Here is a 20,972-nt window from a genome sequence, read left to right on the forward strand (position 1 = left end):
ACGATTGATTGCAGTAAGACAGTGCGAGCGTGGGTAGCCAAGCCAGGCCAACGGCGCAGCGTTGAGGGCGCTGTCCCGTAGGGGTCCGCCGGTTCAAATCCGGTCCCACGCATCGCAAGCGAGGGCCGAGCCCTCGATATCACGGCGGCGTCGCCGCCGAGGACGATGCAGGTGCACTCCCTTGGGACTGCACCCACGCACATTCCTTCCGACGCGACATTCCGTAGCGACTGCTCCGGCCCGGGTCCGACGGGGATTCCCCTGAACCGGCACCAGTCGCCAGCCGTCGTCTCGGTGCCGGCGCTACGACTCGCGTGTTCGAGTCCCGCGGACGCCACGTACGACTACCGGCCGATGAGGACAGAGTGGAAGGGGCGGGATTCGAACCACGCGGAGCCCTGCATGGGAAACTGCCAGGCCGAATTCTGGCACGTTGGCTGGCAGCGCTCTACCACTGAGCCACCCTTCCGGACGGGGAAACGTTGGTTCCCTACCCCCAAATATGTGACGGGAGTGGCACTCACTCGCCGGAAACGGACTCGGGCGTCCGAGGCCGCGGGCGCGCGAGTCCGACCGACGACGCCCTCTGGACCGTCTCGCTGTCACGTCCTTGAGCATGCCGGCCGTGCTTATTCAAGCGAGCGCCACGAACCGTGTCGCGTGAGTTACACCAAAGTCGACTACACCGACACTGAACCGGTCGCCGACGCGATGCACTTCCTACGGGACCCGCTGGAGTGTGAGCAAGTGGGCGTCACCGTCGTCGACTGCGACCCCGGGTGGACGGGCAAGCCCCACAACCACGCCGACCAGGACCACGAAGAAGTGTACGTGCTCGTCGAGGGCGAGGCCACCGTGACCGTCGACGGCGAAGACGTGTCGATGACGGCCGGCGACGCGCTCAGAATCGACCCCGATTCGGAACGGCAGATACAGAACGGTGAGCGTCAGAGCCAGTTCGTCCTCGTCGGAGCGCCGTAACGAGAGGCCACCGGTCATCGGGATCCCTCCGGTGACTCCCCGTCCCCCGCAACGGTTTTGTGACAACGACCTGTAACTTCGCCATGGCCTTCAGACGACAGGTGCTGGCAGGTCTGGGAATCGCGGTGGTCGGCGTCGTCGGTGGCTGTTCAGGCGTAGCCGGGACATCCGGGACCGTCGCGCGAAAGCAGATTACCGTCGAGGTACCCCAGTCCACCGGTGACCCCGTCGACGTTCGGCTCGCACACGTGAGTTTCGAGACCGAGCGACGACTCGTCACGGGGTCGTACGCAGACGTTGCCGCTTCGGTCGTCGATGGCCCGGAGCTCTCGGTTTCCGACGACGTTCACGAGCGCCTCTCGGACCGGTTCTCGACGGTCACGTACAGCACCAACGTCGTACCCGAAGACGGCGCGACTCCGGCGAACGGTCTCGTCTCCCGAGCGGCGTTCAACAGGCTGTCCATCGGAGGGTCTGGGACGGTCGAGCGAGACGGTGGCGACGGCGATACCGGCAGGCTTCGAGTCCTGGAGGCGACGCCACCCGAGCGTGAGCCCGTCGAGGTGACCGTCGACTCGTACGATTTCGAGACGCGTGTCGACGACCGCTAACTCTGCGGGTCAGGTATCTGCGTCGGCAGTCGTCGGAAAATCCCGCGAACCGTCCGCCGGCGAAACAGAAGTGGTCAGTAACTGCGTTCTTTCGGTTCGTACGTCTCCTCGTCGCCCTCTAGGATGACCGGCTTGTAGTACAGTTCCGGGGTGCCGTCGTTCCACGCGAGCATCGTGTGCTTGATCCACTCGTCGTCCTTGCGCTCCTGGTGCTCCGCGCGCCAGTGGGCGCCGCGGAACTCCTCGCGGGCCAGCGCACCGAGCGTGATGGCTTCGGCCACGTCGAGGATGTTGCGCGTCTCGATGGTGTGGATGAGGTCCGTGTTGTACGTGCGCGACGGGTCCGAGACGGCGACGTCCTCGTACGCCTCGCGTGCCCGTCGGAGGTCGCGGAGTGCCGTCTTCAGGCCCTCCTCCTCGCGGAAGACGTTGACGTTCTGGGTCATCGTCTCCTGCACGTCGGCACGCACTTCGGCGTGGTTGACGCCGTCCTCTTCCAGCAGCGTCTCGACGCGGTCGCGCTCTCGCTCCACTGCGTTCTCGATGACGCCGGTCGGTTCGATGGCCGCCCCGTCGGCGGCGACGTCCTCGCTCCCGGTGTCGACGGCCCCGGGTGCGACCGGTGGCTGGACGTCCCCGTCTTCGCTCTTGGCGGAGGGGCCCGTCTCTATCTCGGCGGTCTTCATGTCCTTGCCGGCGGCGTGGTAGCCGGCGCGGGCGCCGAAGACGAGCAGTTCGGGGAGCGCGTTCCCGCCGAGGCGGTTGGCGCCGTGCAGCGAGACACACGCGGTCTCGCCGGCGGCGTACAGCCCCTCGATACACGTCTCGCCGTTCTCGTCCGTCTCGACGCCGCCCATCGCGTAGTGCTGGCCGGGCTTGACCGGCATCGGCTCGTCGAGGCCGTCGACGCCCTCGAAGTCCTCCGCGAGGTGGAGGATGTTCTCCAGCCGGTCGAGGATGCGCTCCTCGCCGAGGTGGCGCATGTCGAGGTCGACGTACTCGTCCTCGATACCGCGGCCCTCGTTGACCTCCGTGAGTTCGGCCCGCGAGACGACGTCACGCGAGGCGAGTTCGCCGTCGTTGTTCGCGTAGCCGTACTCGAACATGAACCGCTCCTCGTCGTCGTTGTAGAGGATGCCGCCCTCGCCGCGGACCCCCTCGGAGATGAGCACGCCCGTCGACGGGAGCGTCGTCGGGTGGAACTGGATCATCTCCATGTCCTCCATCGGGACCCCGGCCCGGTAGGCCATCGCACAGCCGTCGCCGGTGTTGGCGACGGCGTTGGTGGTGTGGTCGAAGGCCTGTCCGAGACCGCCGGTCGCGAGGACGACGCCGCCCGTGGCGCGGAACCCCTCTATCTTCCCGGACTTGATGTCGTAGGCGACACAGCCGTGACACTTCCGGTCTTCGGGGTCGTCGTGGTCGGTCACCGCGAGGTTGGTGACGTACCACTCGTCGTACACCTCGATGCCGCGCTTGACCGCCTGCTCGTACATCGTGTGCAGGAGGTGGTGGCCAGTCTCGGCGCCAGCGTAGGTGGTCCGGGGGAACGACATCCCGCCGAACGGGCGCTGGGAGACGCGGCCGTCGTCCTCGCGGGAGAACGGCATCCCCCAGTGTTCCAGTTGGATGACCTCTTCGGGCGCCGTCTTGGCGAACGTGTCGATGGCCGGCGCGTCTCCGAGGTAGTCGGAGCCTTTCATCGTGTCGTAGGCGTGCAGGTCCCAGGAGTCGCCGTCCCGGAGCGAGGCGTTGATGCCTCCCTCTGCCGCGCCCGTGTGACTGCGGACAGGGTGGAGCTTCGTGACGAGGGCGACGTCTGCACCCTCTTCGTCCGCTGCGATAGCCGCTCGGAGGCCGGCGCCACCCGCGCCGACCACGATAACGTCGTGTTCGTACATAGTGGGAAGTAGTAACGTGTGTCTGGCTTCGCTTAGGACTACCAGAACTTGAGGTTGTTCTTCACTGCTTCGCGCTTGAGTTCCTGGATGTGCTCGGTCAGGGGGATGTCCTTCGGGCACACCTCGGTACAGGAGAACTGGGTCTGGCACCGCCAGACGCCGTGTTCCTGTTCGATGATGCGGAGGCGCTCCTGCTTGCGGTTCTCACCCTCGCGTTCGTCCATCGCGAAGCGGTAAGCCTTGTTGATGGCCGCAGGGCCGAGGTACTCGTTGTCCCCGGCGGCGATGTTACAGGAGGACATACAGGCGCCACACCAGATACACCGCGTCGACATCTTCACCTTCTCGCGGTTCTCTCGGGTCTGTCGCTGCTCTTCGAGGCTGTCCTCCGGCAGTTCGTCGGCGTCGAAGTACGGCTCGACGGCCTCCATCTGGTCGTAGAAGTGCTCCATGTCCACGACGAGGTCTTTCACGACCTCCTGGTGAGGGAGCGGTTCGATGCGGATGGGGTCGTCGAGGTCCGACAACTGGGTCTTACAGCCGAGTCGCTGGCGGCCGTTGACGAACAGCGCGTCCGACCCACACACCGCCTGCCGGCAGGAGTGCCGGAAGGTCAGCGAGGAGTCGTACCGGTCCCGCGCGTAGATGAGCGCGTCGAGGACGGTCATCCCCTTGTGGAACGGGACGGTGAAGTCGTCGAACCGGGGTTCCTGCTTGCCCTCGACTTCGGGGTCGTAGCGGAACACCTTCAGTTCGACCGTCTCCTCGTCGTCCAGCGACGCCTCCTCGGCCTCGCGTTGGACGTCTCGTTCGGCCTGCCGCTGGCGTTTGGCCGCTCGGCGCTGGTCGCCGGGGGATTCGACGGCCTGTTCGGACTCCGCTTCGTCGGCTTCTGTCTCCGTCTCCTGTTGTTCTATCTGTGTACTCATGGTTAGATCAGCCCGTTCATCGCGAGTGCCACTCGGGTGCCCTGTGCGACGAGTAGCAGTCCCGCGACGACGAGGACGTATTTGACTGCGGTCTTCTGCGAGCCGCTGATACCCTGATTGACGAGGGCGTTGTAGACGCCGTTGACGCCGTGGAACGTCGCCGTCACGAGGAAGAGCCACATCGTCGCGAAGTAGCTCCACTGCCCCATGCGGGCCTGCGTCCCGGCGAACGTGATGTCGGCGGCGTGGTTGACGAAGTGCAGCAGCATGAAGTGGAACGCGAGGACGCCGATGAGGAACACGGCCGTCAGCCGCTGGAACAGCCAGCGGCGGCCGCCCCGCTCGAAGGAGGAGTAGTGTTCGGCCATTACGCGAGCGGCCCCCCGAGGAACGTCGGAATGCTTGCGACGACGATAGCGCCCGTCAGGACGAGCGACGCGTAGAAGCTCTTGTCCTGCGCTTCGAGGCCCACGCCGAGGTCGACCATCAGCAGTCGGATGCCGTTGAGGATGTGGAACACGGCGACGGCGAGCAGGCCGACTTCGAGGAAGCGAACCACGAGCAGGGCTTCGAGTCCCTGCAGTGTGTTCGTATAGAGTTCGGCGCCACCGAGAGAGGTACTGAGGACGGCGATGTGGGTGAACAGATACCCCACGAGCACCCAGCCGGTGAACTTGTGGAATATCCAGGCCCACATCCCGGCCGAGAACTCCCGCCACCGTCCGAAGTCCTCGACGGTGCCACGGTTGTAAGACTGGCTCATACACTCGGGGGTTAGTCCGGGAACAGATAGTAGTTACTACAACGTGCGCGTATCGCCGCAACTGTCGAATATCTTCGCCATCGAACTAGTCGATTGAGGTGCAGTAGCGGGTCACGTTTCGCCGCGGACCTCTTGCGTCCGCTCCAGTGCCCGGCGGGTCCGTTCGTCGAGTCGAACGAGGTGACAGAGCGGGTTGCCGGGGTAGACCAGCGGGTTCTCGAGGATGCCGACGAGGAGGCCGGTGAACGGTGCCCGAACCGTCGTGTCCTCGGTCTTGAACGGGTTCGCGATGGTACAGATGACGTCGTCTTCGTACACGAGGTCGCCGCGTTGGTGGTGCATGTCGACCAGTCCGCCGGCGTCGGCGCGTATCCACGTCTTCTCGTCGCCGTTCTCGATGACGGTGCGCCACCCCGGCCACTGGACGACTTCGGTCGGGAGCATCCCGAACTCCGCCAACACGGAGCGGACGCTCTCCAGCGCGGAGTCGATGAGCGGGCGCTGGAACCGGTGTGCTTCGCCCATCTCGATGGTGATTGCGGCGGCACCGACGGCGCTGGCTTCCCGCCGGAGCGACCCGGAGGGCCCCTCCGAGGAGATGATGACGTTCGACGCGAAGGCGTTGGCCACCCGTGCGACGGCCGGGTCGTCCATGTCGGCCCGGACGTGGAGCATGTTGGTCCGGCCACGCGTCGACGTGTGGAAGTCCAGTCCGAAGTCACAGGGCTCGAGGAAGTTCCGGAAGATGCGGTCGGCCATCCGCTTGGCGCTCGTCGAGTCGGGATTGCCCGGGAACGAGCGGTTGAGGTCCCGGTCGTAGATAGGGAGGTACCGCTCCTGTGCGAGGAACGCCGGGACGTTCAACACCGGGAGACACACCAGCGTCCCCGCCAGCGTCTCGTGGTCCCACTCGTGTGCGACCTCTCTGACGACTTCGATGCCGTTCAGTTCGTCGCCGTGGGCCGCCGCCGAGAGGAACCCCGTCGGACCCGGGCGCTCGCCGTTCACGATGGTTACCGGAATCCGGACCGGGTCGCCCATGTACGTCTCGCTGACCGTGTACCGGACGTTCTGCGTCTCGCCGGGGTCTACCCGTCCACCGTCGTACGTGAACGGTTCGGCCTCGTCCATGCCCGTACAAGCACGACGGCCGGTAAAAGGGTGTCTGGCGAGCGATTGCCACGTCGGCGCTCGGGAGAGACAGCCACGCGTGGCGGCGACCCATCAGGGTTTTGCTGACGCCCCTAGAACGACGCGGTATGCGTACCGAAGACATCACGGTCGGCGTGCTGAGTCTCCACTCCAGCAAGGAGACGAAGGCGATTCTGAACGCCGCCGAGGAGATGGGCTGTGACACGGAGTGGCTCCGCGAGGAGAACACGACGGTCACGACGAGCGATAGTGAACTGAGCCTCGACCCAGAGGTGGACGTCATCGCCAACCGACTGCTGCTCTCCAGCGACGAGCACCCGATGGAGGGCGCGGGCCTCGCGCTGACCCTCGAGAAGGCGGCACCGATGCTGAACGAACCGACGCCGGCCATGACGGCGCTCCACAAGTTCGCCACCGCCGCAGCCCTCGCCGACGCCGGCGTCAACATCCCCGACGCCGTCCTCGCTCTGTCCACCCAGCGACTCAACAAGGAGCGCGGCCGCTTCGGCGAGCGAGCGGTCTACAAGACGGCCATCGGGACCCACGGCGGCGGGACGTGGATGGTCGAACTCGACGAACCGGTCAACGCACAGGTCGGCGAGCGTCACGCATTCCTGCAGGAGTTCCTCGAACACGACGACCAGCGCCACCACGACCTACGGGTGTACGTCGTCGGCGACCAGATAGTCGGCGCGATGAACCGGTACGCCCCGGAGGGCGAGTGGCGGACGAACGTCGCCCTCGGCGGCGAAGTCGAGGACATGACCGGCGACCTGCCACAGGAGGTCCGCGAGATGGCGCTCGACTCCGTGGCGGCCGTCGGCCTCGACTACGCCGGCGTCGACATCGTGCAGGGCGAGGACGGCTACTACGTCCTCGAGGTCAACCCGACCGCCGGGTTCCGCGGCCTGTTCAAGGCCACCGGCATCAGCCCGGCCCCCTACATCGCCCGGCGGGCTATCGAGAAGGCCGGCGGCGAGGTCGACGACGCGGAAGTCGAACGGCTCTCGGACCGACTGGACGACTCCCGGCCGACGGCGATGCCCCGGAAACCCACCACGTCGACGCCCGAGAACGTCACCATCGGCTACATCGAGGAAGTCGTCGTCTCGGGGACCCGCGGCCACAAGACCGTCCTCGCGAAGTCGGACACGGGCGCAACCCGGACGAGTATCGACGCCGAACTGGCCGCCGAAATCGGGACCGGCCCGATTCTCGACATCGTGAAGATAAAGTCCGGTAGCGTCAAGTCCGGCCGCTCGCGTCCCGTCGTGGACCTCGTCGTCGGTATCGGCGGCACACAGCACACCGTCACCGCCAGCGTCGAGGACCGGTCGCACATGGACTACCCACTCTTGCTCGGCCGGGACATCCTCAAACACTATCAGGTGAACGTCAACCGTCGCGCCGACGACGAGTACGAGTCGGACTCCGAGGAAGAGGAAGAACAGACGCTGGAGTGAGCGGGCGGTCGCCTACTCGTCTGCGACTTCGTCGACGCTGTCGGCGATATCTTCTTGCGCCCGCCAGAGGTACAGCGTCGCGTAGCTCCGATACGGGGCCCACCCCTCGGCGTACGCGACCATCTCTGGCCGGTCGTACCCGTCGCCGACGACGTTCGAGAAGCCCTTTCGCACGCCGAGGTCGCCGACCGGGAACACGTCCTCGCGGCCCAGCGAGAACAGGAGTTGCATGTTCGCCGTCCAGTCGCCGACGCCGGTGATGGCCGTCAGTTCCTCGCGGACGGCCTCGTCAGAGTGGTCCGCGAAGTAGTCGACGGTGTACCCCTCCTCCTCGAACGCCGCGGCCACCTCGTCGACGTAGCGGGTCTTCTGTCGGGAGAGGCCGGCGTCGCGCAACACGTCGTCGTCGGCCGCGAGGATGCCGGTCGGGGTCACCTCGACGGCGTCGAACAGGCGTTCGCGCGTGGCCGCCGCCGACGCCATCGACACCTGCTGGCGGAGGATAGAGACGACCAACCGCTCGAACAGGTCGTCGGCCGGGTCCAGCGTGAGTTCGCCGTGAGCGTCGACGAGCGGTCCGATGTCTGAGTCCTCGCGGAGCGTCTCGTGTGGCGAGTCCGTCATCGACCCACGGTAGTGACGCCGGGCGAAAGAACCTGTCTGTCGGACCGGGACCGACGGTCGGACGGGCACTACTCGATGTCGATCTGGTGACCCCCGCTGATGGCGTCGGCCTTCCCGATGCGAACCGTCAGGACGCCGTCGTCCATCGACGCCGAGACGTCGTCTTCGTCGACGCTGCCCGGCAGTCGAACTCGTCGTGAGAGCGAGCGGTGGGACCGCTCCCGCCGGACGTAGTTCACCTCGGTCTCCTCGGCCTCGTGGCTATGGTCGGCTTCGATGGCCAGCGTCTGGTCGCTGATGTACACGTCGAGGTCGTCCTTGCCGAACCCCGGCAGGTCGGCGGTGACGACGTACGCGTCGTTCTCGTCGACCACGTCGACGCGGGGGGACTCCATCTCCGGCGTCCACGGTTCGAAGCCCGTCCCCCACCGCTCGGCGGCCGCCTCGAACTGCCGGCTCATCTGCTCGAACCACGATTCCATGTTGTCGAGTGGTAGCTTCCGCGCCATACGTGGGAGCGTCTCGTGACCGCCGCTTAGTTAGCCAGCCAGTACAGCGAGAAAGGTCGCTGTGTCGGCGTTTCGGGTCGGCTTCGGGGCCGGTAAGCCGGGCTTTGTCTGCCGCGCTCAGACCATCCCCTTCCCGAGCAGTTCGCGCGCGATGATGTTCTTCTGAATCTCGGTCGTCCCCTCGTAAATCTGGGTTATCTTCGCGTCGCGGTAGAACCGCTCGACGTCGAAGTCGTCGACGTAGCCGGCGCCGCCGTGAATCTGGACCGCCTCGTCGGCCACCTCGACGGCGACGCGCGAGGCCTTCTCTTTGGCCATCGACGCCAGTTGGGTCAACTGGTCGTCTCCGTTGTCGACGCTCCACGCGGACTTGTAGGTCAACTGGCGGGCGGCCTCGATTTCGGTGAACATCTCCGCGAGTTTGTGCTGGATGGCCTGAAACTCCGAGATGGGTTGGCCGAACTGCTCGCGCTCCTGCGCGTAGTCGAGTGCACGTTCGGCCGCGCCGCGAGCGATGCCGACCCCCTGTGCGGCGACGCCAGTTCGGGTCTCGTCGAAGAACTGCATTATCTGGAGGAACCCCGCACCCCGCGTCCCGACGAGGTTCGACTCGGGAACGCGGACGTCGTTCAAGACGAGTTCGGCCGTGTCCGAGGCACGGATGCCCAGTTTCCCGGTTATCTTCTCCGCTTCGAAACCGTCGCGGTCGGCCTCGACGAGAATCTGTGAGAACCCGTTGTACCGACCGTCTGCCTCGGGGTCGGTCTCACAGAGCACGACGAAGTAGTCGCCGACGGAGCCGTTGGTAATCCACATCTTGGTCCCGTCGATGACCCACTCGTCGCCCTCCTTGCGGGCCCGTGTCGACACCGACGAGACATCCGAACCGGTGTCCGGTTCGGAGATGGCCGTCCCCATGATGGCGTCGCCCGACGCCACTGGTTCCAGATACGCCGTTTTCTGTTCTTCCGTCCCGAAGCCGACCAGCGCGTCGGCGCCGAAGGCCGCCGACTGGATGGAGAGGCCGATGCCGGGGTCGGCCGCGAACAGTTCCTCCGCGATGATGGCGTTCGTCAGCGTATCGTAGCCGACGCCACCGTACTCCAGCGGGATGTTCGCCCCCGTCAGCCCCATCTCGGCGGCCTTCTCGACCACCTCGTGTGGGAACTCTTCCGCGCGGTCGTACTCCGTGGCGACTGGCCGTATCTCGTTCTCGGCGAAGCGCTGGACCTCGTCTCGTATCTGGCGCTGCTCGTCGGACAGTTCGAAGTCCATGTGTGGTGTGTTCACGAGACCACCAATTAATGGTTTGTAATCCGAAATAAACGGCAGAGAGGTTGTTCGGCGAGAGAAACGTTGAAACGTGGTCCGGCAGTGGGGGTATATGTCATGGATTTCGAGGACATCGAGACGGTGGCAGTGCTCGGCGCGGGCAACATGGGCCACGGTATCGCGGAGGTGGCCGCCCTCGCGGGCTACGAGGTTCGGATGCGCGACATCAAAGAGGAGTTCGTCCAGAACGGGTACGACAACATCGAGTGGTCGCTGAACAAACTGGCCGAGAAAGACCAGTTGTCCGACGAGGAGGCCGAGGAAGCGCTCGAACGCGTCACGGCACTCGTCGACGTCGAGGCGGCCGTCGGCGACGCCGACGTGGTCATCGAAGCCGTCCCCGAGAAGATGGAGATAAAGAAGGACGTCTACACAGACGTCGAGGAACACGCGCCCGAAGACGCCATCTTCGCGACGAACACCTCCAGTCTCTCCATCACGGAACTATCGGAGGTCACGGAGCGACCGGAGCAGTTCTGCGGCATGCACTTCTTCAACCCGCCGGTCCGGATGCAACTCGTCGAAGTCATCTCCGGGGAACATACCAGCGAGGAGACCCTCGAGACTATCGAACAGCTCGCCGAAGACTTCGACAAGACGCCGGTCCGGGTCCGTAAGGACTCGCCCGGGTTCATCGTCAACCGCATCCTCGTTCCGCTGATGAACGAAGCCTGTTGGCTGGTCCACGACGGTGTGGCCACCATCGCCGAAGTCGACTCGACGACGAAGTTCGACATGGGCCTCCCGATGGGGTCGTTCGAACTCTCAGACCAGGTGGGCAACGACGTCGGCCTCCACGTCCTCGAGTACATGCACGAGGTGCTGGGCGAGCCCTACGCCCCGTGTCCACTCCTAGAGGAGAAAGTCGAGAAGGAGCAACTCGGGAAGAAGACCGGCGAGGGCTTCTACGACTACGAGGACGGCGGCGTCGACATCCCGACCGACGCCGGTCGCGAGGACGTCGAACACCGACTGCTGGCCGTGATGGCCAACGAAGTCGGGAAACTGGTCGAGAACGACGTGGCGCCCGTCGCCGACATCGACGAGGCCGTGATGCTCGGCGGTGGCTTCCCCGAGGGGCCGGCGAAACTGGCAGACAAGGCCGGTCTGGAGACGCTGGTCGACACGCTGGAGGACGTCCACGAGGAGACCGGCGAGGCCCGCTACGCCGTCTCCGATGGCCTCCGTGCCGCCGCCGAGGAAGGCGGCTTCTACGGTGCCGACGAGGAGGCAGACGCCGAGTTCGAGACCATCACCGTCGAGTACCCGGGCGAGATGGTCGGCCACATCGTCCTCGACCGACCCCACCGGATGAACACGGTCAGTCCCGACCTGATGGACGAACTGAGCGAGGCCGTCGACCTCCTCGAAGACGACGACGAAGTTCGGTCCGTCCTGCTGACCGGCGCCGGCGACAAGGCGTTCTCCGCCGGGGCCGACGTCCAATCGATGGCGTCGAACGCGACGCCGCTGGAGGCCGTCGAACTCTCGAAGAAGGGTCAGGAAATCTTCGGGAAACTGGAGTCGTGTTCGATGCCCGTCGTCGCCGGCATCGACGGCTACGCGCTCGGCGGCGGGATGGAACTGGCGACGTGTGCCGACCTCCGAATCGCCTCGGAGCGGTCCGAACTCGGGCAGCCAGAACACAACCTCGGCCTCATCCCTGGGTGGGGCGGCACCGTCCGCCTCGCAAACATCGTGGGCGAGGGCCGCGCGAAAGAGATAATCTTCACTGCGGAGCGCTACGACGCCGCGGAGATGGCCGACTACGGATTCGTCAACGAAGTCGTCGAGAACGACCAACTGGACGAGCGAGCCTTCGAACTGGCGCGTGACCTCGCGGCCGGGCCGCCGGTCGCACAGAAGTTCACGAAGCGTGCGATGCACGCCGGCCGCGACGACAAAGACGCCGGCCTCGAAGTCGAGTCCCAGGCCTTCGGGCACCTCTTCGGCACCGAAGACTTGATGGAGGGTATCACGGCGTTCATGGGTGACGGGGAACCGGATTTCGAAGGCAAGTAACCCCACAGATTCTCACCGACGGTTCTACCTCCGGTTCAATGCTCGTGCGTACGTGAGCAGTCACGCGGCCCGGGCGGACCGTGTGACCGCGCCACAGATAGCCCCTATTTCGATGGGGTTAAATTGGAGCACCCGAAACGCAGGAATGCGCTCGGTTGGTGTAGTCCGGCCAATCATCTTGGCCTTTCGAGCCGAGGACATGGGTTCAAATCCCATACCGAGCACATTCCTGCCGCGAACGAGTCCCCGAGTGACGACGCTGGCGACCTTCGACGGCGACTGTCCCCGTGCAGGCGTAGCGGCGTCTCCACGAGTGATTCTGGCGCTTGTAGTGGCTGGTGTAGCGCGATTAACGCCGTCTTAGACGTGTGATAACGTCCCGAGAGTGGCAGTGACACGACCGGGTTAGGATGCCAGTAGCTATTTTTCAGGGCGCCGCCAGCGCTAAACCATGCAAGCAATCGTACTCGCCGCCGGTGAAGGGACGCGGATGCGTCCGTTGACCGAGAACACGCCGAAACCGATGCTCCCCGTCGCCGACCGACCGCTCGTCGCCCACACCGCGGACACCGCCATCGAGGCCGGTGCGGACGAACTGATATTCGTCGTCGGTTACGAGGCCGACGCCGTCAGAGAGTACTTCGGCGACTCGTATCGCGGCCACCCCGTCTCGTTCGCCGTCCAGGAGGAGCAACTCGGAACGGCCCACGCCGTCGACGCGGCGAGCGAGTACATCGACGGCCCATTCGCCGTGCTGAACGGCGACAACCTCTACGACGAGGCGAGCCTCACGGACCTCTTCGACGCGGCGCCGTCCATCGCCGCGTACCGCGTGCCCGACCCCTCGAACTACGGCGTCCTCTCGACCGACGGCGACCGTGTCACCGGCATCGTCGAGAAACCGGCGGACCCGCCGACGGAACTGGCCAACGCCGGCGCGTACGTCTTCCCGGCCGAGGCGCGGGACTGGCTCGACGTCCCGCTCAGCGACCGCGGTGAACACGAGATTACCGACGTGCTCGCCCGCGTCATCGAGGAGCGGACGGTCACCGCCGTCGAGGTGGACCGCTGGCTCGACGTCGGCCGTCCGTGGGAACTGCTGGAGGCCAACGAGTGGAAACTCGACCAGATGAGCCGCCGCGTCGACGGCGAGGTTCGCGGCGACGCCGACCTCCGTGGCACCGTCGTCGTCGAAGAGGGTGCCGTCGTCGAACCCGGCGTCACCATCGAGGGACCGGTCCTCGTCCGGTCGGGGGCCGAGGTCGGGCCGAACGCGTACGTCCGCGGCGCGACGATGCTGGGCGAAGACACGCACGTCGGCCACGGCGTCGAGGTCAAGAACAGCGTCGTCATGGCCGACTCGGCGGTGCCGCACGTCTCCTACCTCGGTGACAGCGTCCTCGGAACCGACGTGAACCTCGGTGCGGGGACGCAGGTAGCGAACCTCAGGCACGACGGCGGCGACGTGAAGATGACGGTCAAGGGCGACCGTGTCTCGACCGGCCGCCGGAAGTTCGGCGTCGTCGCCGGCGACGGCGTCCACACGGGCATCAACACCAGCCTCAACGCGGGTGTCGTCCTCTCTGCCGGCGCGACGACCGGCCCAGGTGAGAGTATCACGCGGGACCGATAGCGGCCCGGCCGGGGCGCGCGTCGATTATGTGGGATTAAGTAGGGTGAAAACGACGCTCAGATAAGATGGTCGACCCGACTTCGGACCACCACGAGGACATCGACGAGGCGGATGCACCGAACTGTGAGGTATGTGGCGACGCGATAGCGAACGAAGCGACACACCGCGTCATCACGTGGATAGAGGACGAGAGCGTCCAGACGGCACACTTCTGCGACGACGAGTGCCGCCAGCAGTGGGACGGCGCGTAGGTAACTTCGATTCCAGCTAGAGTCTACGGAAAGCACTTTGTAGGACGATTCGTTCTGGCGGTTGAACGACACATGAGCCGCCGAAGTGGTACGGTCGCCCGCCTCGCCTTTCTGGCGATACTCCTCTCCGCCACCGTCGCCGTCGGCCACTCCTACGCGACTGCGACGGGAGTGGCCGACGGCGCGAGTGCGGGTGCCGCGAGTCCCTCCACGCCCGAGTCGAGTAGTCCGAGCGACGCGCCGACGGTGTCGACGAGCGGTCGAACGGTAGACGTCGAGTCCCGGTTCGAGCGGGCGAGTGACCGTCCGACCCGCGGTGAGAACTGGTCGACAGCCCGCGTCACCGAGGCCGTCTCGACCTTCGACCGGAACGTCACCGTCGTCGCGACACAGGGGTTCTACGTCAGCGACGAACGGGCCGAACTGGCCGCCTTCCTCCCCAACGGGACGGTCGTCTACTACGACGACCGCTATCGCGTCTACTTCGACGTCGACCCCGTCGAGGACGAGCGGTACACCGTCGAGTACGTCGCCGCCGAGCACCTGACTGGCGACGTCTGTACGCCGGTCGGCGGCGAGCCCTGTACACGGAACGTCGTCGTCCGTGTGAACCTCACGACCGGGGACGAGCGGACGGTGTACAGCGAGGTGACCGAGCGCGTCTACTCCGCGCGCTGGCACGACGTCGACCGCATCAACGAGACGCACCTCCTCGTGGCCGACATCGTCGACGACGGGGTCTACGCCGTCGACACGCGGGACGGGAGCGTCGCGTGGCGCTGGAACGCCACCGCACACTACGACCGAGACCAGGGTGGCTCCGAGGGAGACTGGACACACGTCAACGACGTCGAGTACCTCGCCGACGGGAGCGTGATGGTCAGCCCCCGCAACATGGACGAGGTCATCTTTCTCGAACGCGGCCCCGACGGGTGGGCCGTCGCCGAGCGGCGGACGCTCGGGACGGACGAGAACCACTCTGTCCTCTACGAACAGCACAACCCCGACTACATCCCCGCCGAGCGTGGCGGCCCGGCGGTCCTCGTCGCCGACTCTGAGAACGGCCGGGTCGTCGAGTACCAACGCACGGCCGACGGGTGGACTCGGACGTGGCAGTGGCGGGACGTCCGCCTCCAGTGGCCCCGCGACGCCGACCGCCTCCCCGACGGCGGCACCCTCGTCGTCGACTCCCACGGCGATCGGGTCGCCGAAGTCGGTGTGAACGACACGGTCGTCTGGAGCGCCGACGTCGGGATGCCCTACGACGTCGAACGACTGGGGACCGGCGACGAGAGTGCAGGCGGCCCGGCCGCGCCGTACCGTGCCGTCGTGAGCGACCGGTCCGGAAACGCGACCAGCGTCGTCGCGAACGTCACGGACGAGTCGGCGCGGTCGGGGTCGGGCCAGCACCGCTCGCTCGTCGACCGGTTCTGGCTCGGTCTCAAGGCGCTGGTCCCGAGTCTGGTCGCGAACGGCGCGCTGTACGTCGCGCCGTCGTGGGTCCGGTTCAGCGACCTCGTGTTCGCGACCACCGCCGTCTCGACCGGCGTCGTCTGGAGCATCTCGGAGTTCTACTGGTCGGAGTACTCGCTGGCGGGACTCGCACGCCGAGCGACGGCGGTGGGTCGACGTGCCCTCGCGGCTATCCGTCGTCCGTAGTCTCCGTCGCCGACTCGTCGTCGTACGTGCGCTCGATGGCCTGCTGGCCACCGAGTCCGGCCGACACCGTTCGGGTGAGGACGTCGAAGACGGTGACCACCGGGTACAGGAAGAGTTCGACGTACCGGAGCGGACGCACGACCCGAAGCGCGAACGACTGGGCGTGGCCGAGCCCGTAGGACTTCGGGACTATCTCGCCGGCGACGAGGATGACGCTGCTGGCGACGACTGTCGTGACGACCACGGCGGTCCCCGACTGGAACCGGTCGACGAACAGCGCCGTCAGCAGACTCGACAGGGCGATGTTGACGACGTTGTTCCCGACGAGAATCGTCACGAGCAGTCGGTGTGGGTCGGCGAGTACGTCTTCGACGGCCGCCGCACGCGGGTCAGTAGCCGCCGCCTCGGCGACCCACTCCCGCGAGAGCGAGAACAGCGCGGTCTCGCTACTGGAGAAGAAGGCACTGAACCCGAGGAGTGCGACGACGATTCCGAGCGTCGGGAGGAGATGTGTGGACATACGTGTCCTCCCATCCCCGACGGGAAAGAACCGACGCACTGCTGGTCGAGACGAGCGTCGAAGAATGCTCCGTCAGGGATTTGAACCCTAGTCATCACCGTGAGAGGGTGATATGATTGGCCGGACTACACCAACGGAGCGTACACTGAATCGAAGGGTGGAGGAACGTATAATGATTGCGTTTCGGGAGCGCCCTGTGTGGGTTTCTCACTCCTCGTCGAACGGCGACCCGGCCGCGTCGGGTTCCTCCCCGGCGAGGCTGATGATGTTCTCTCGGCCGACGCGGAGTTTGCTGATGTCGCCGTCCTCTTCCATATCCGAGAGGAGCATACTGACCTTGGACTTCGACCAGTCGGTCGTGTCGACGATGTCGACTTGCTTCATCCGGCCGCCGTTCTCTTCGAGGAGGTTGATGACCCGGTCGCTGTCGCTCAGTAGCTCCTCGTCCGAGACTGCGGGTTCCGGGTCGTGCTGGTCCGGTTCTGCCGGCGAAGGCTCCGGGTCGGGGGTCGGTTCGGCAGACGTCCCACCGCCCTCGTCGGCGCCCAGTGCGGCGGCCGCGGCCCCGGAGCGCCACGCAGCGGCGGCCACGGCACCGAGCGCGATGACCACGGCGACGACGGCCAGCGGCCACATGCCGTCGGCGGACCCGGGACCACCGGCCGTCGTCGCGTCGGTCTGGCCCGGGTTCTCACCGTCGACGACGGCCGACCGCTGGCCGAGTTCGACGTAGGGGCGCCGGTCACCGAAGGACCGCTCGCCAACCCAACTCACGCTCTCGCTGCGGGTCAACGAGTCGGGCTGGCTCCGAGAGTCCGGCGTCGGACGGACCTGTGCGAACGCCAGTGACGGGCCGCGCTCGACGACGAGCGACTGGGACCGAGCGACGTAGAACCCGCCCTCGAAGACGTCCCCGACGAACACGCGACCGTCGGAGACGTTCGCGAAGTTCGTCCACAGGAACGCCATGCGGACGGTTCCGGTGCTCTGGACCGGGTTCGCGGCCGCCGAGCGGTGGAAGTTCCGGGCCTCCATCTGTCGGCCCGTCTCGTTGGTCCCGTACTGCGTGAGTAGCCCCGCCTGCTCGACGAAGTTGACGTACAACTCCGTCTCGTTCTGCTCGAAGTTTCGGGCGAAGTCCTCGAAACGCTGTTCTTCCGTCTCGTTGGTCAGCGGCGTCTGGTGTTCGATGGCCCACGTCGCAGAGCCGTTCTCGTAGACCGTGACGCGGAACGTGGTCTCCTCGAACCCGTCCGGCGTCTGCCCCAGCGAGGCCGACTGTGCCCCGAGTGCGGAACCGGCGCCGAGGCTGGCTGTCAGCAGGAGGGCGACGACGACGGCGACCGCGCGAGACATCTACGTCGTATGACCCGAGGACAGCATAAAAGCGCTATGAATAGTGGTGCTATCGGGACACCGTGGCGACGGCGTCTGCGAGTTTCTCGACCGGATGAGGCGGCTCTTCGCCGGTCGGTCCATCGGCTATCTGCGTCCGACAGGACGCGCCGGGAGCGACGACCTGTTCGCCGTCGCTGTCGGCTATCTGGTCGTAGAGGATGCCCGCGATGGCCTTGCTCATCGAGTAGTGTTCGGCCTCGTAGCCGAAACTGCCGGCCATCCCGCAACACCCCGAGTCCAGCGGGTCGACGGCGTAGCCGGCCCGACGGAGGACGCCGACGGCGTGGTGGTCCTTCTTCGTCGCCTTCTGGTGGCAGTGACCGTGGTAGGTCAGCGACGCCGACGCGCCGTTCCAGTCGACGTTCGCGTCCAGCGCGAAGCGGTCGAGGTACTCACAGACGCCGAAGGCGTTGCGTGCGACCGTCGTCGCGCCGTCGTGGTCGTGGCCGAGCAGGTCCAGATAGTCCGACTGGACCATCACGGCGTCGGACGGTTCCACGACGACCACGTCCCAGCCGTCCTCGACCATCGGTTCGAGGGCCGCGACGTTGGTCGCCGCTCGGTCGCGTGCGGTGTCGACGAACCCTTTCGAGTGGGCCGCCCGTCCCGAGGCAGTCACGTCGTCGGGGACCTGTACGTGGACGTCCGCGGCCTCCAGCACTTCGACGGCCGCTCGCAGGACCTCGGGGTGACTGTAGTTGTTGTAGGTGTCGGGGAACAGCAAGGCCTTGCGTTCGGCGTCCTGTTCGGACACCCGCGGTCCGCGGTCGGCCCACCAGTCCGCGAACGTCTCCCGGCGGAACGTCGGCAGGTCGCGTTCGCGGGCGACGCCGAGCAGTTTCTCGCCGAGGTAGTCGCTCCCTGGAAGGGCCTGAGCCCAGTTCGAGAGCGGCGCGAGCGCGCTCCCGACTTTGCTCACCGTCTCGACGTTCGCGAACACCTTCTCGCGCAGGCTCGCGCCGTGTTTCTGGTGGTGTGCGTGTTCGACCTCCGTCTTGAGTTTCGCCATGTCCACCTCGCTGGGACAGTCCTTCGCACACCCCTTACAGCCGATACAGAGGTCCATGACCTCCGAGACGAACTCGTCGTCGGTCGGGTCGTCCGGCAGGTCGCCGCTCATCGCCTGCCGGAGCATGTTCGCCCGGCCGCGTGTGGCGGTAATCTCCTCGTCGGCCGCCCGGTAGGTCGGACACATCACGCCGCCGGTGGTCTCCTGCGGGCCGCGACAACCACCACAGCCGTGACACAACTCGACCATCCCCTGCATCCCGTTCTCGTTGTCCCACGAGAGTTGGGGCTCGAAGTCGAAGTCGAACTCGTAGTCCGGGGAGAACCGCAGGTTCTCGGTCATGTCGACGGTGCGTGCCCGGGGTGGGGCCTCGCCCGCCTCGACGGCCGCCTCGTCGACGCCGACGACCTGCCCCGGGTTGAGGAGCCAGTCGGGGTCGAACGCCGTCTTCAGGTCCCGAAACACCTCCCAGACGGCGTCGCCGTACAGTTTGTGGTTCCACTGCGTGCGGGCGCGCCCGTCGCCGTGTTCGCCCGAGACCGAACCGCCGTACTCCCGGACGAGGTCCGTCGCACCGTCGGCGATGGCCTCCATCTGTTCGACGCCCTCCAGCGTCTTCGTGTTCACGAGCGGCCGGATGTGGAGACACCCCGGCCCGGCGTGGGCGTAGAACGAGGCGAACGTGCCTTCCCGTTCGAGGACGTCCTGGAAGTCCGCGACGTACTCGGGGAGGTTCTCGGGCGGGACCGCCGTGTCCTCGATGAAACTGATGTGTTTGGCGTCGCTGGTCCGGGAGAGGAGGATGGGGAGGCCGGACTTACGGAGTTTCCAGAACCGCTCCCGCTCGGCGTCGTCGTGGGCCTCGCGGCCGTGGAACGCCCGAAGCGGGGCGGCAGTCAGGGCCTCGGCGTCGGCCTGCGGGACGGCCTCGGTCGAGACGTCGCCGACGCGGTCCGTGAGGAGGTCCGCCACTCTCTGCTTGCCCTGCGGGTCGTTCTCGGCGTAGAACTCCACGAGGAGGACCGCCCCCGTCCCCTCGGGGAGGATTTCGTCGACGAGGTCCCCGAACTCCTCGGTGCCGGCCGCGAGGTCGAGCAACACGTCGTCTAAGACTTCCAGCGCCGCCGGGTCGTGCTCGAGGATGGGCGAGACGTCCTCCATCGCCGAGACGAGGTCCTCGTAGGCCAGCAACGCGAGCGACTTGGTCTCCGGGATGGGTTCGAGCGAGACGGTGGCCTCCGTCACGATACCCAGCGTCCCCTCGCTCCCGGCCAGCAGTCGGGCGAGGTTGACCGTCCCCGCCTCGCCGTACTCGCCGTCGGCTTCGGCGACGAGTCGGTCGAGGTTGTACCCCGAGACGTTCCGCTTGAGGTCGGGGAAGGCGGCGTCCACGTCGTCCCGCTCCTCGTCGAGAATCCGGACGACTGCGGCGTGAATCCGCGCTTCGACGTCGCCGTCGGGGTCGGCGGTCTCCCGGAGCGTCTCCACCTCGACGTAGCCGAACGTCGTCACCGTCCCGTCGGCGAGGACCACTTCACAGGACTCGACGTAGTGGTCGGTCTTGCCGTACTGGAGCGAGTGGGCACCGGTCGAGTTGTTGCCGATGGCACCGCCGAGCGCCGACTTCTCGCCCCACGCGGGGTCGGGCGCGAACTTCAGGTCGTGGGGCGCGAGTTCTGCGTTCAGGTCGCCGAGCGTGGTCCCGACCTGCGCGGTGGCGCGGGCGGCGTCGGGGTCCACGTCCAGCAGTGCGTCCATGTGGCGAGTGAAGTCGAGGACGACGGCCTCGTTGACCGACTGCCCGGCGAGACTGGTGCCGCCGCCCCGGGGTAAGACGGGAATCTCCCGCCGTGCGCAGTAGTCCATCACGGCGGCCACGTCGGCCGTCGATTCGGGGTAGACGACGCCGACCGGCGTCACCTCGTACGCGCTGGCGTCGGTCGCGTAGAGTTGTCGCGAGTACTCGTCGAACCGTACGTCACCGTCGACGCGGTCGGCGATGTCGGCGACCAGACCGGGCCGGTCCACGGCGTCGGTCCGATAGTCGTAGTCCGACCGCGCGTCGGTGGCCGGGTCCTCGCTCGGCCCCTGTTCGGTAGCACCCATGGTCGGACGTTCGAGCGACGTGACGTTAACCTGACGCACACGACGGCATTCCCGCCTCGTCGTTCCAATCGGCCGACGAGAACCACCGGAGCGTTATTTACGCTCCAGT

The 20,972-nt window shown here is 66.4% G+C and carries 18 protein-coding genes and 4 tRNA genes; 9 read left to right on the forward strand and 13 right to left on the reverse strand.

Annotated elements, in window-relative coordinates:
• Positions 1-27: 27 nt before the first annotated feature.
• Positions 28-112, forward strand: a tRNA-Leu gene (locus tag EGH21_RS09725).
• Positions 113-366: 254 nt separating this feature from the next.
• Here the strand turns inward: EGH21_RS09725 and EGH21_RS09730 are convergent.
• A tRNA-OTHER gene (locus tag EGH21_RS09730) sits at positions 367-469 on the reverse strand.
• Positions 470-660: 191 nt separating this feature from the next.
• Here EGH21_RS09730 and EGH21_RS09735 point away from each other — a divergent pair.
• Together EGH21_RS09735 and EGH21_RS09740 are read left to right on the forward strand one after the other, a co-directional pair.
• A complete protein-coding gene (locus EGH21_RS09735; protein ID WP_220618283.1) occupies positions 661-981 on the forward strand; it encodes a cupin domain-containing protein in 321 nt (106 codons plus the stop codon).
• A gap of 83 nt (positions 982-1,064) precedes the next feature.
• The gene (locus EGH21_RS09740) at positions 1,065-1,592 is read left to right on the forward strand and encodes a hypothetical protein (RefSeq protein ID WP_220618284.1); all 528 of its coding nucleotides are present in this window, start codon (positions 1,065-1,067) and stop codon (positions 1,590-1,592) included.
• A gap of 74 nt (positions 1,593-1,666) precedes the next feature.
• Here EGH21_RS09740 and EGH21_RS09745 read toward each other — a convergent pair whose 3' ends face one another.
• The 5 genes from EGH21_RS09745 to EGH21_RS09765 all read right to left on the reverse strand — a co-directional run bounded on the left by EGH21_RS09745 (position 1,667) and on the right by EGH21_RS09765 (position 6,316).
• Positions 1,667-3,493 carry an FAD-binding protein gene (locus EGH21_RS09745; protein WP_220618285.1) on the reverse strand — a complete coding sequence of 609 codons (1,827 nt, stop codon included), beginning with the start codon at positions 3,491-3,493 and terminating at the stop codon, positions 1,667-1,669.
• A 38-nt stretch (positions 3,494-3,531) separates the two neighbouring features.
• Positions 3,532-4,422 carry a succinate dehydrogenase/fumarate reductase iron-sulfur subunit gene (locus tag EGH21_RS09750; protein WP_220618286.1) on the reverse strand — a complete coding sequence of 297 codons (891 nt, stop codon included), beginning with the start codon at positions 4,420-4,422 and terminating at the stop codon, positions 3,532-3,534.
• 2 nt (positions 4,423-4,424) lie between these two features.
• Positions 4,425-4,790, reverse strand: a complete 366-nt coding sequence (locus EGH21_RS09755; RefSeq protein ID WP_220618287.1) for a succinate dehydrogenase hydrophobic membrane anchor subunit — start codon at positions 4,788-4,790, stop codon at positions 4,425-4,427.
• On the reverse strand, positions 4,790-5,185 hold the full coding sequence (sdhC, locus tag EGH21_RS09760; protein ID WP_188995052.1) for a succinate dehydrogenase, cytochrome b556 subunit: 396 nt from the start codon (positions 5,183-5,185) through the stop codon (positions 4,790-4,792). Before sdhC ends, EGH21_RS09755 begins: the two co-directional genes overlap by 1 nt.
• Positions 5,186-5,296: 111 nt before the next feature.
• Entirely contained in the window at positions 5,297-6,316 is a 1,020-nt protein-coding gene (locus tag EGH21_RS09765; protein WP_220618288.1) for a succinylglutamate desuccinylase/aspartoacylase family protein, read from the reverse strand.
• A 128-nt stretch (positions 6,317-6,444) separates the two neighbouring features.
• Between EGH21_RS09765 and EGH21_RS09770 the strand changes: the two genes are divergently transcribed.
• Entirely contained in the window at positions 6,445-7,800 is a 1,356-nt protein-coding gene (locus EGH21_RS09770; RefSeq protein ID WP_220618289.1) for a RimK family alpha-L-glutamate ligase, read from the forward strand.
• Between the two features lie 12 nt (positions 7,801-7,812).
• On the opposite strand, the gene EGH21_RS09775 is transcribed toward EGH21_RS09770, so the two are convergent.
• The 3 genes from EGH21_RS09775 to EGH21_RS09785 all read right to left on the reverse strand — a co-directional run bounded on the left by EGH21_RS09775 (position 7,813) and on the right by EGH21_RS09785 (position 10,208).
• On the reverse strand, positions 7,813-8,424 hold the full coding sequence (locus EGH21_RS09775) for a DNA-3-methyladenine glycosylase family protein (RefSeq protein ID WP_220618290.1): 612 nt from the start codon (positions 8,422-8,424) through the stop codon (positions 7,813-7,815).
• A 68-nt stretch (positions 8,425-8,492) separates the two neighbouring features.
• On the reverse strand, positions 8,493-8,933 hold the full coding sequence (locus tag EGH21_RS09780) for an Hsp20/alpha crystallin family protein (RefSeq protein WP_220618291.1): 441 nt from the start codon (positions 8,931-8,933) through the stop codon (positions 8,493-8,495).
• 117 nt (positions 8,934-9,050) lie between these two features.
• Positions 9,051-10,208: an acyl-CoA dehydrogenase family protein gene (locus EGH21_RS09785; RefSeq protein ID WP_220618292.1), complete on the reverse strand. Its 1,158-nt coding sequence runs from the start codon at positions 10,206-10,208 to the stop codon at positions 9,051-9,053.
• A 114-nt stretch (positions 10,209-10,322) separates the two neighbouring features.
• Here EGH21_RS09785 and EGH21_RS09790 point away from each other — a divergent pair, with 114 nt between their 5' ends.
• The 5 genes from EGH21_RS09790 (at position 10,323) to EGH21_RS09810 (ending at position 15,830) form a co-directional block, all read left to right on the forward strand.
• Positions 10,323-12,287, forward strand: coding sequence for a 3-hydroxyacyl-CoA dehydrogenase/enoyl-CoA hydratase family protein (locus EGH21_RS09790; protein WP_220618293.1), 1,965 nt, complete (start codon positions 10,323-10,325; stop codon positions 12,285-12,287).
• A gap of 149 nt (positions 12,288-12,436) precedes the next feature.
• A tRNA-Glu gene (locus tag EGH21_RS09795) sits at positions 12,437-12,511 on the forward strand.
• 227 nt (positions 12,512-12,738) lie between these two features.
• Positions 12,739-13,920, forward strand: a complete 1,182-nt coding sequence (glmU, locus tag EGH21_RS09800; protein ID WP_220618294.1) for a bifunctional sugar-1-phosphate nucleotidylyltransferase/acetyltransferase — start codon at positions 12,739-12,741, stop codon at positions 13,918-13,920.
• A gap of 65 nt (positions 13,921-13,985) precedes the next feature.
• Complete coding sequence (locus EGH21_RS09805) at positions 13,986-14,171, forward strand: DUF7576 family protein (protein WP_220618295.1); 186 nt, start codon at positions 13,986-13,988, stop codon at positions 14,169-14,171.
• Between the two features lie 72 nt (positions 14,172-14,243).
• The gene (locus EGH21_RS09810) at positions 14,244-15,830 is read left to right on the forward strand and encodes an aryl-sulfate sulfotransferase (protein ID WP_220618296.1); all 1,587 of its coding nucleotides are present in this window, start codon (positions 14,244-14,246) and stop codon (positions 15,828-15,830) included.
• On the opposite strand, the gene EGH21_RS09815 is transcribed toward EGH21_RS09810, so the two are convergent.
• From EGH21_RS09815 to EGH21_RS09830, 4 genes are all read right to left on the reverse strand, one after another.
• A complete protein-coding gene (locus EGH21_RS09815) occupies positions 15,814-16,350 on the reverse strand; it encodes a DUF21 domain-containing protein (protein ID WP_220618297.1) in 537 nt (178 codons plus the stop codon). The two genes, EGH21_RS09810 and EGH21_RS09815, sit on opposite strands and share 17 nt — an antisense overlap.
• Before the next feature lie 65 nt (positions 16,351-16,415).
• Positions 16,416-16,490 (reverse strand) — tRNA-Glu (locus tag EGH21_RS09820).
• A 67-nt stretch (positions 16,491-16,557) separates the two neighbouring features.
• A complete protein-coding gene (locus EGH21_RS09825; RefSeq protein WP_220618298.1) occupies positions 16,558-17,706 on the reverse strand; it encodes a helix-turn-helix transcriptional regulator in 1,149 nt (382 codons plus the stop codon).
• 49 nt (positions 17,707-17,755) lie between these two features.
• Complete coding sequence (locus EGH21_RS09830; protein WP_220618299.1) at positions 17,756-20,863, reverse strand: FAD-binding and (Fe-S)-binding domain-containing protein; 3,108 nt, start codon at positions 20,861-20,863, stop codon at positions 17,756-17,758.
• Positions 20,864-20,972: the final 109 nt, after the last annotated feature.

It is taken from the genome of Haloarcula rubra (assembly GCF_019599465.1).
Classification (GTDB): Archaea; Halobacteriota; Halobacteria; order Halobacteriales; family Haloarculaceae; genus Haloarcula; species Haloarcula rubra.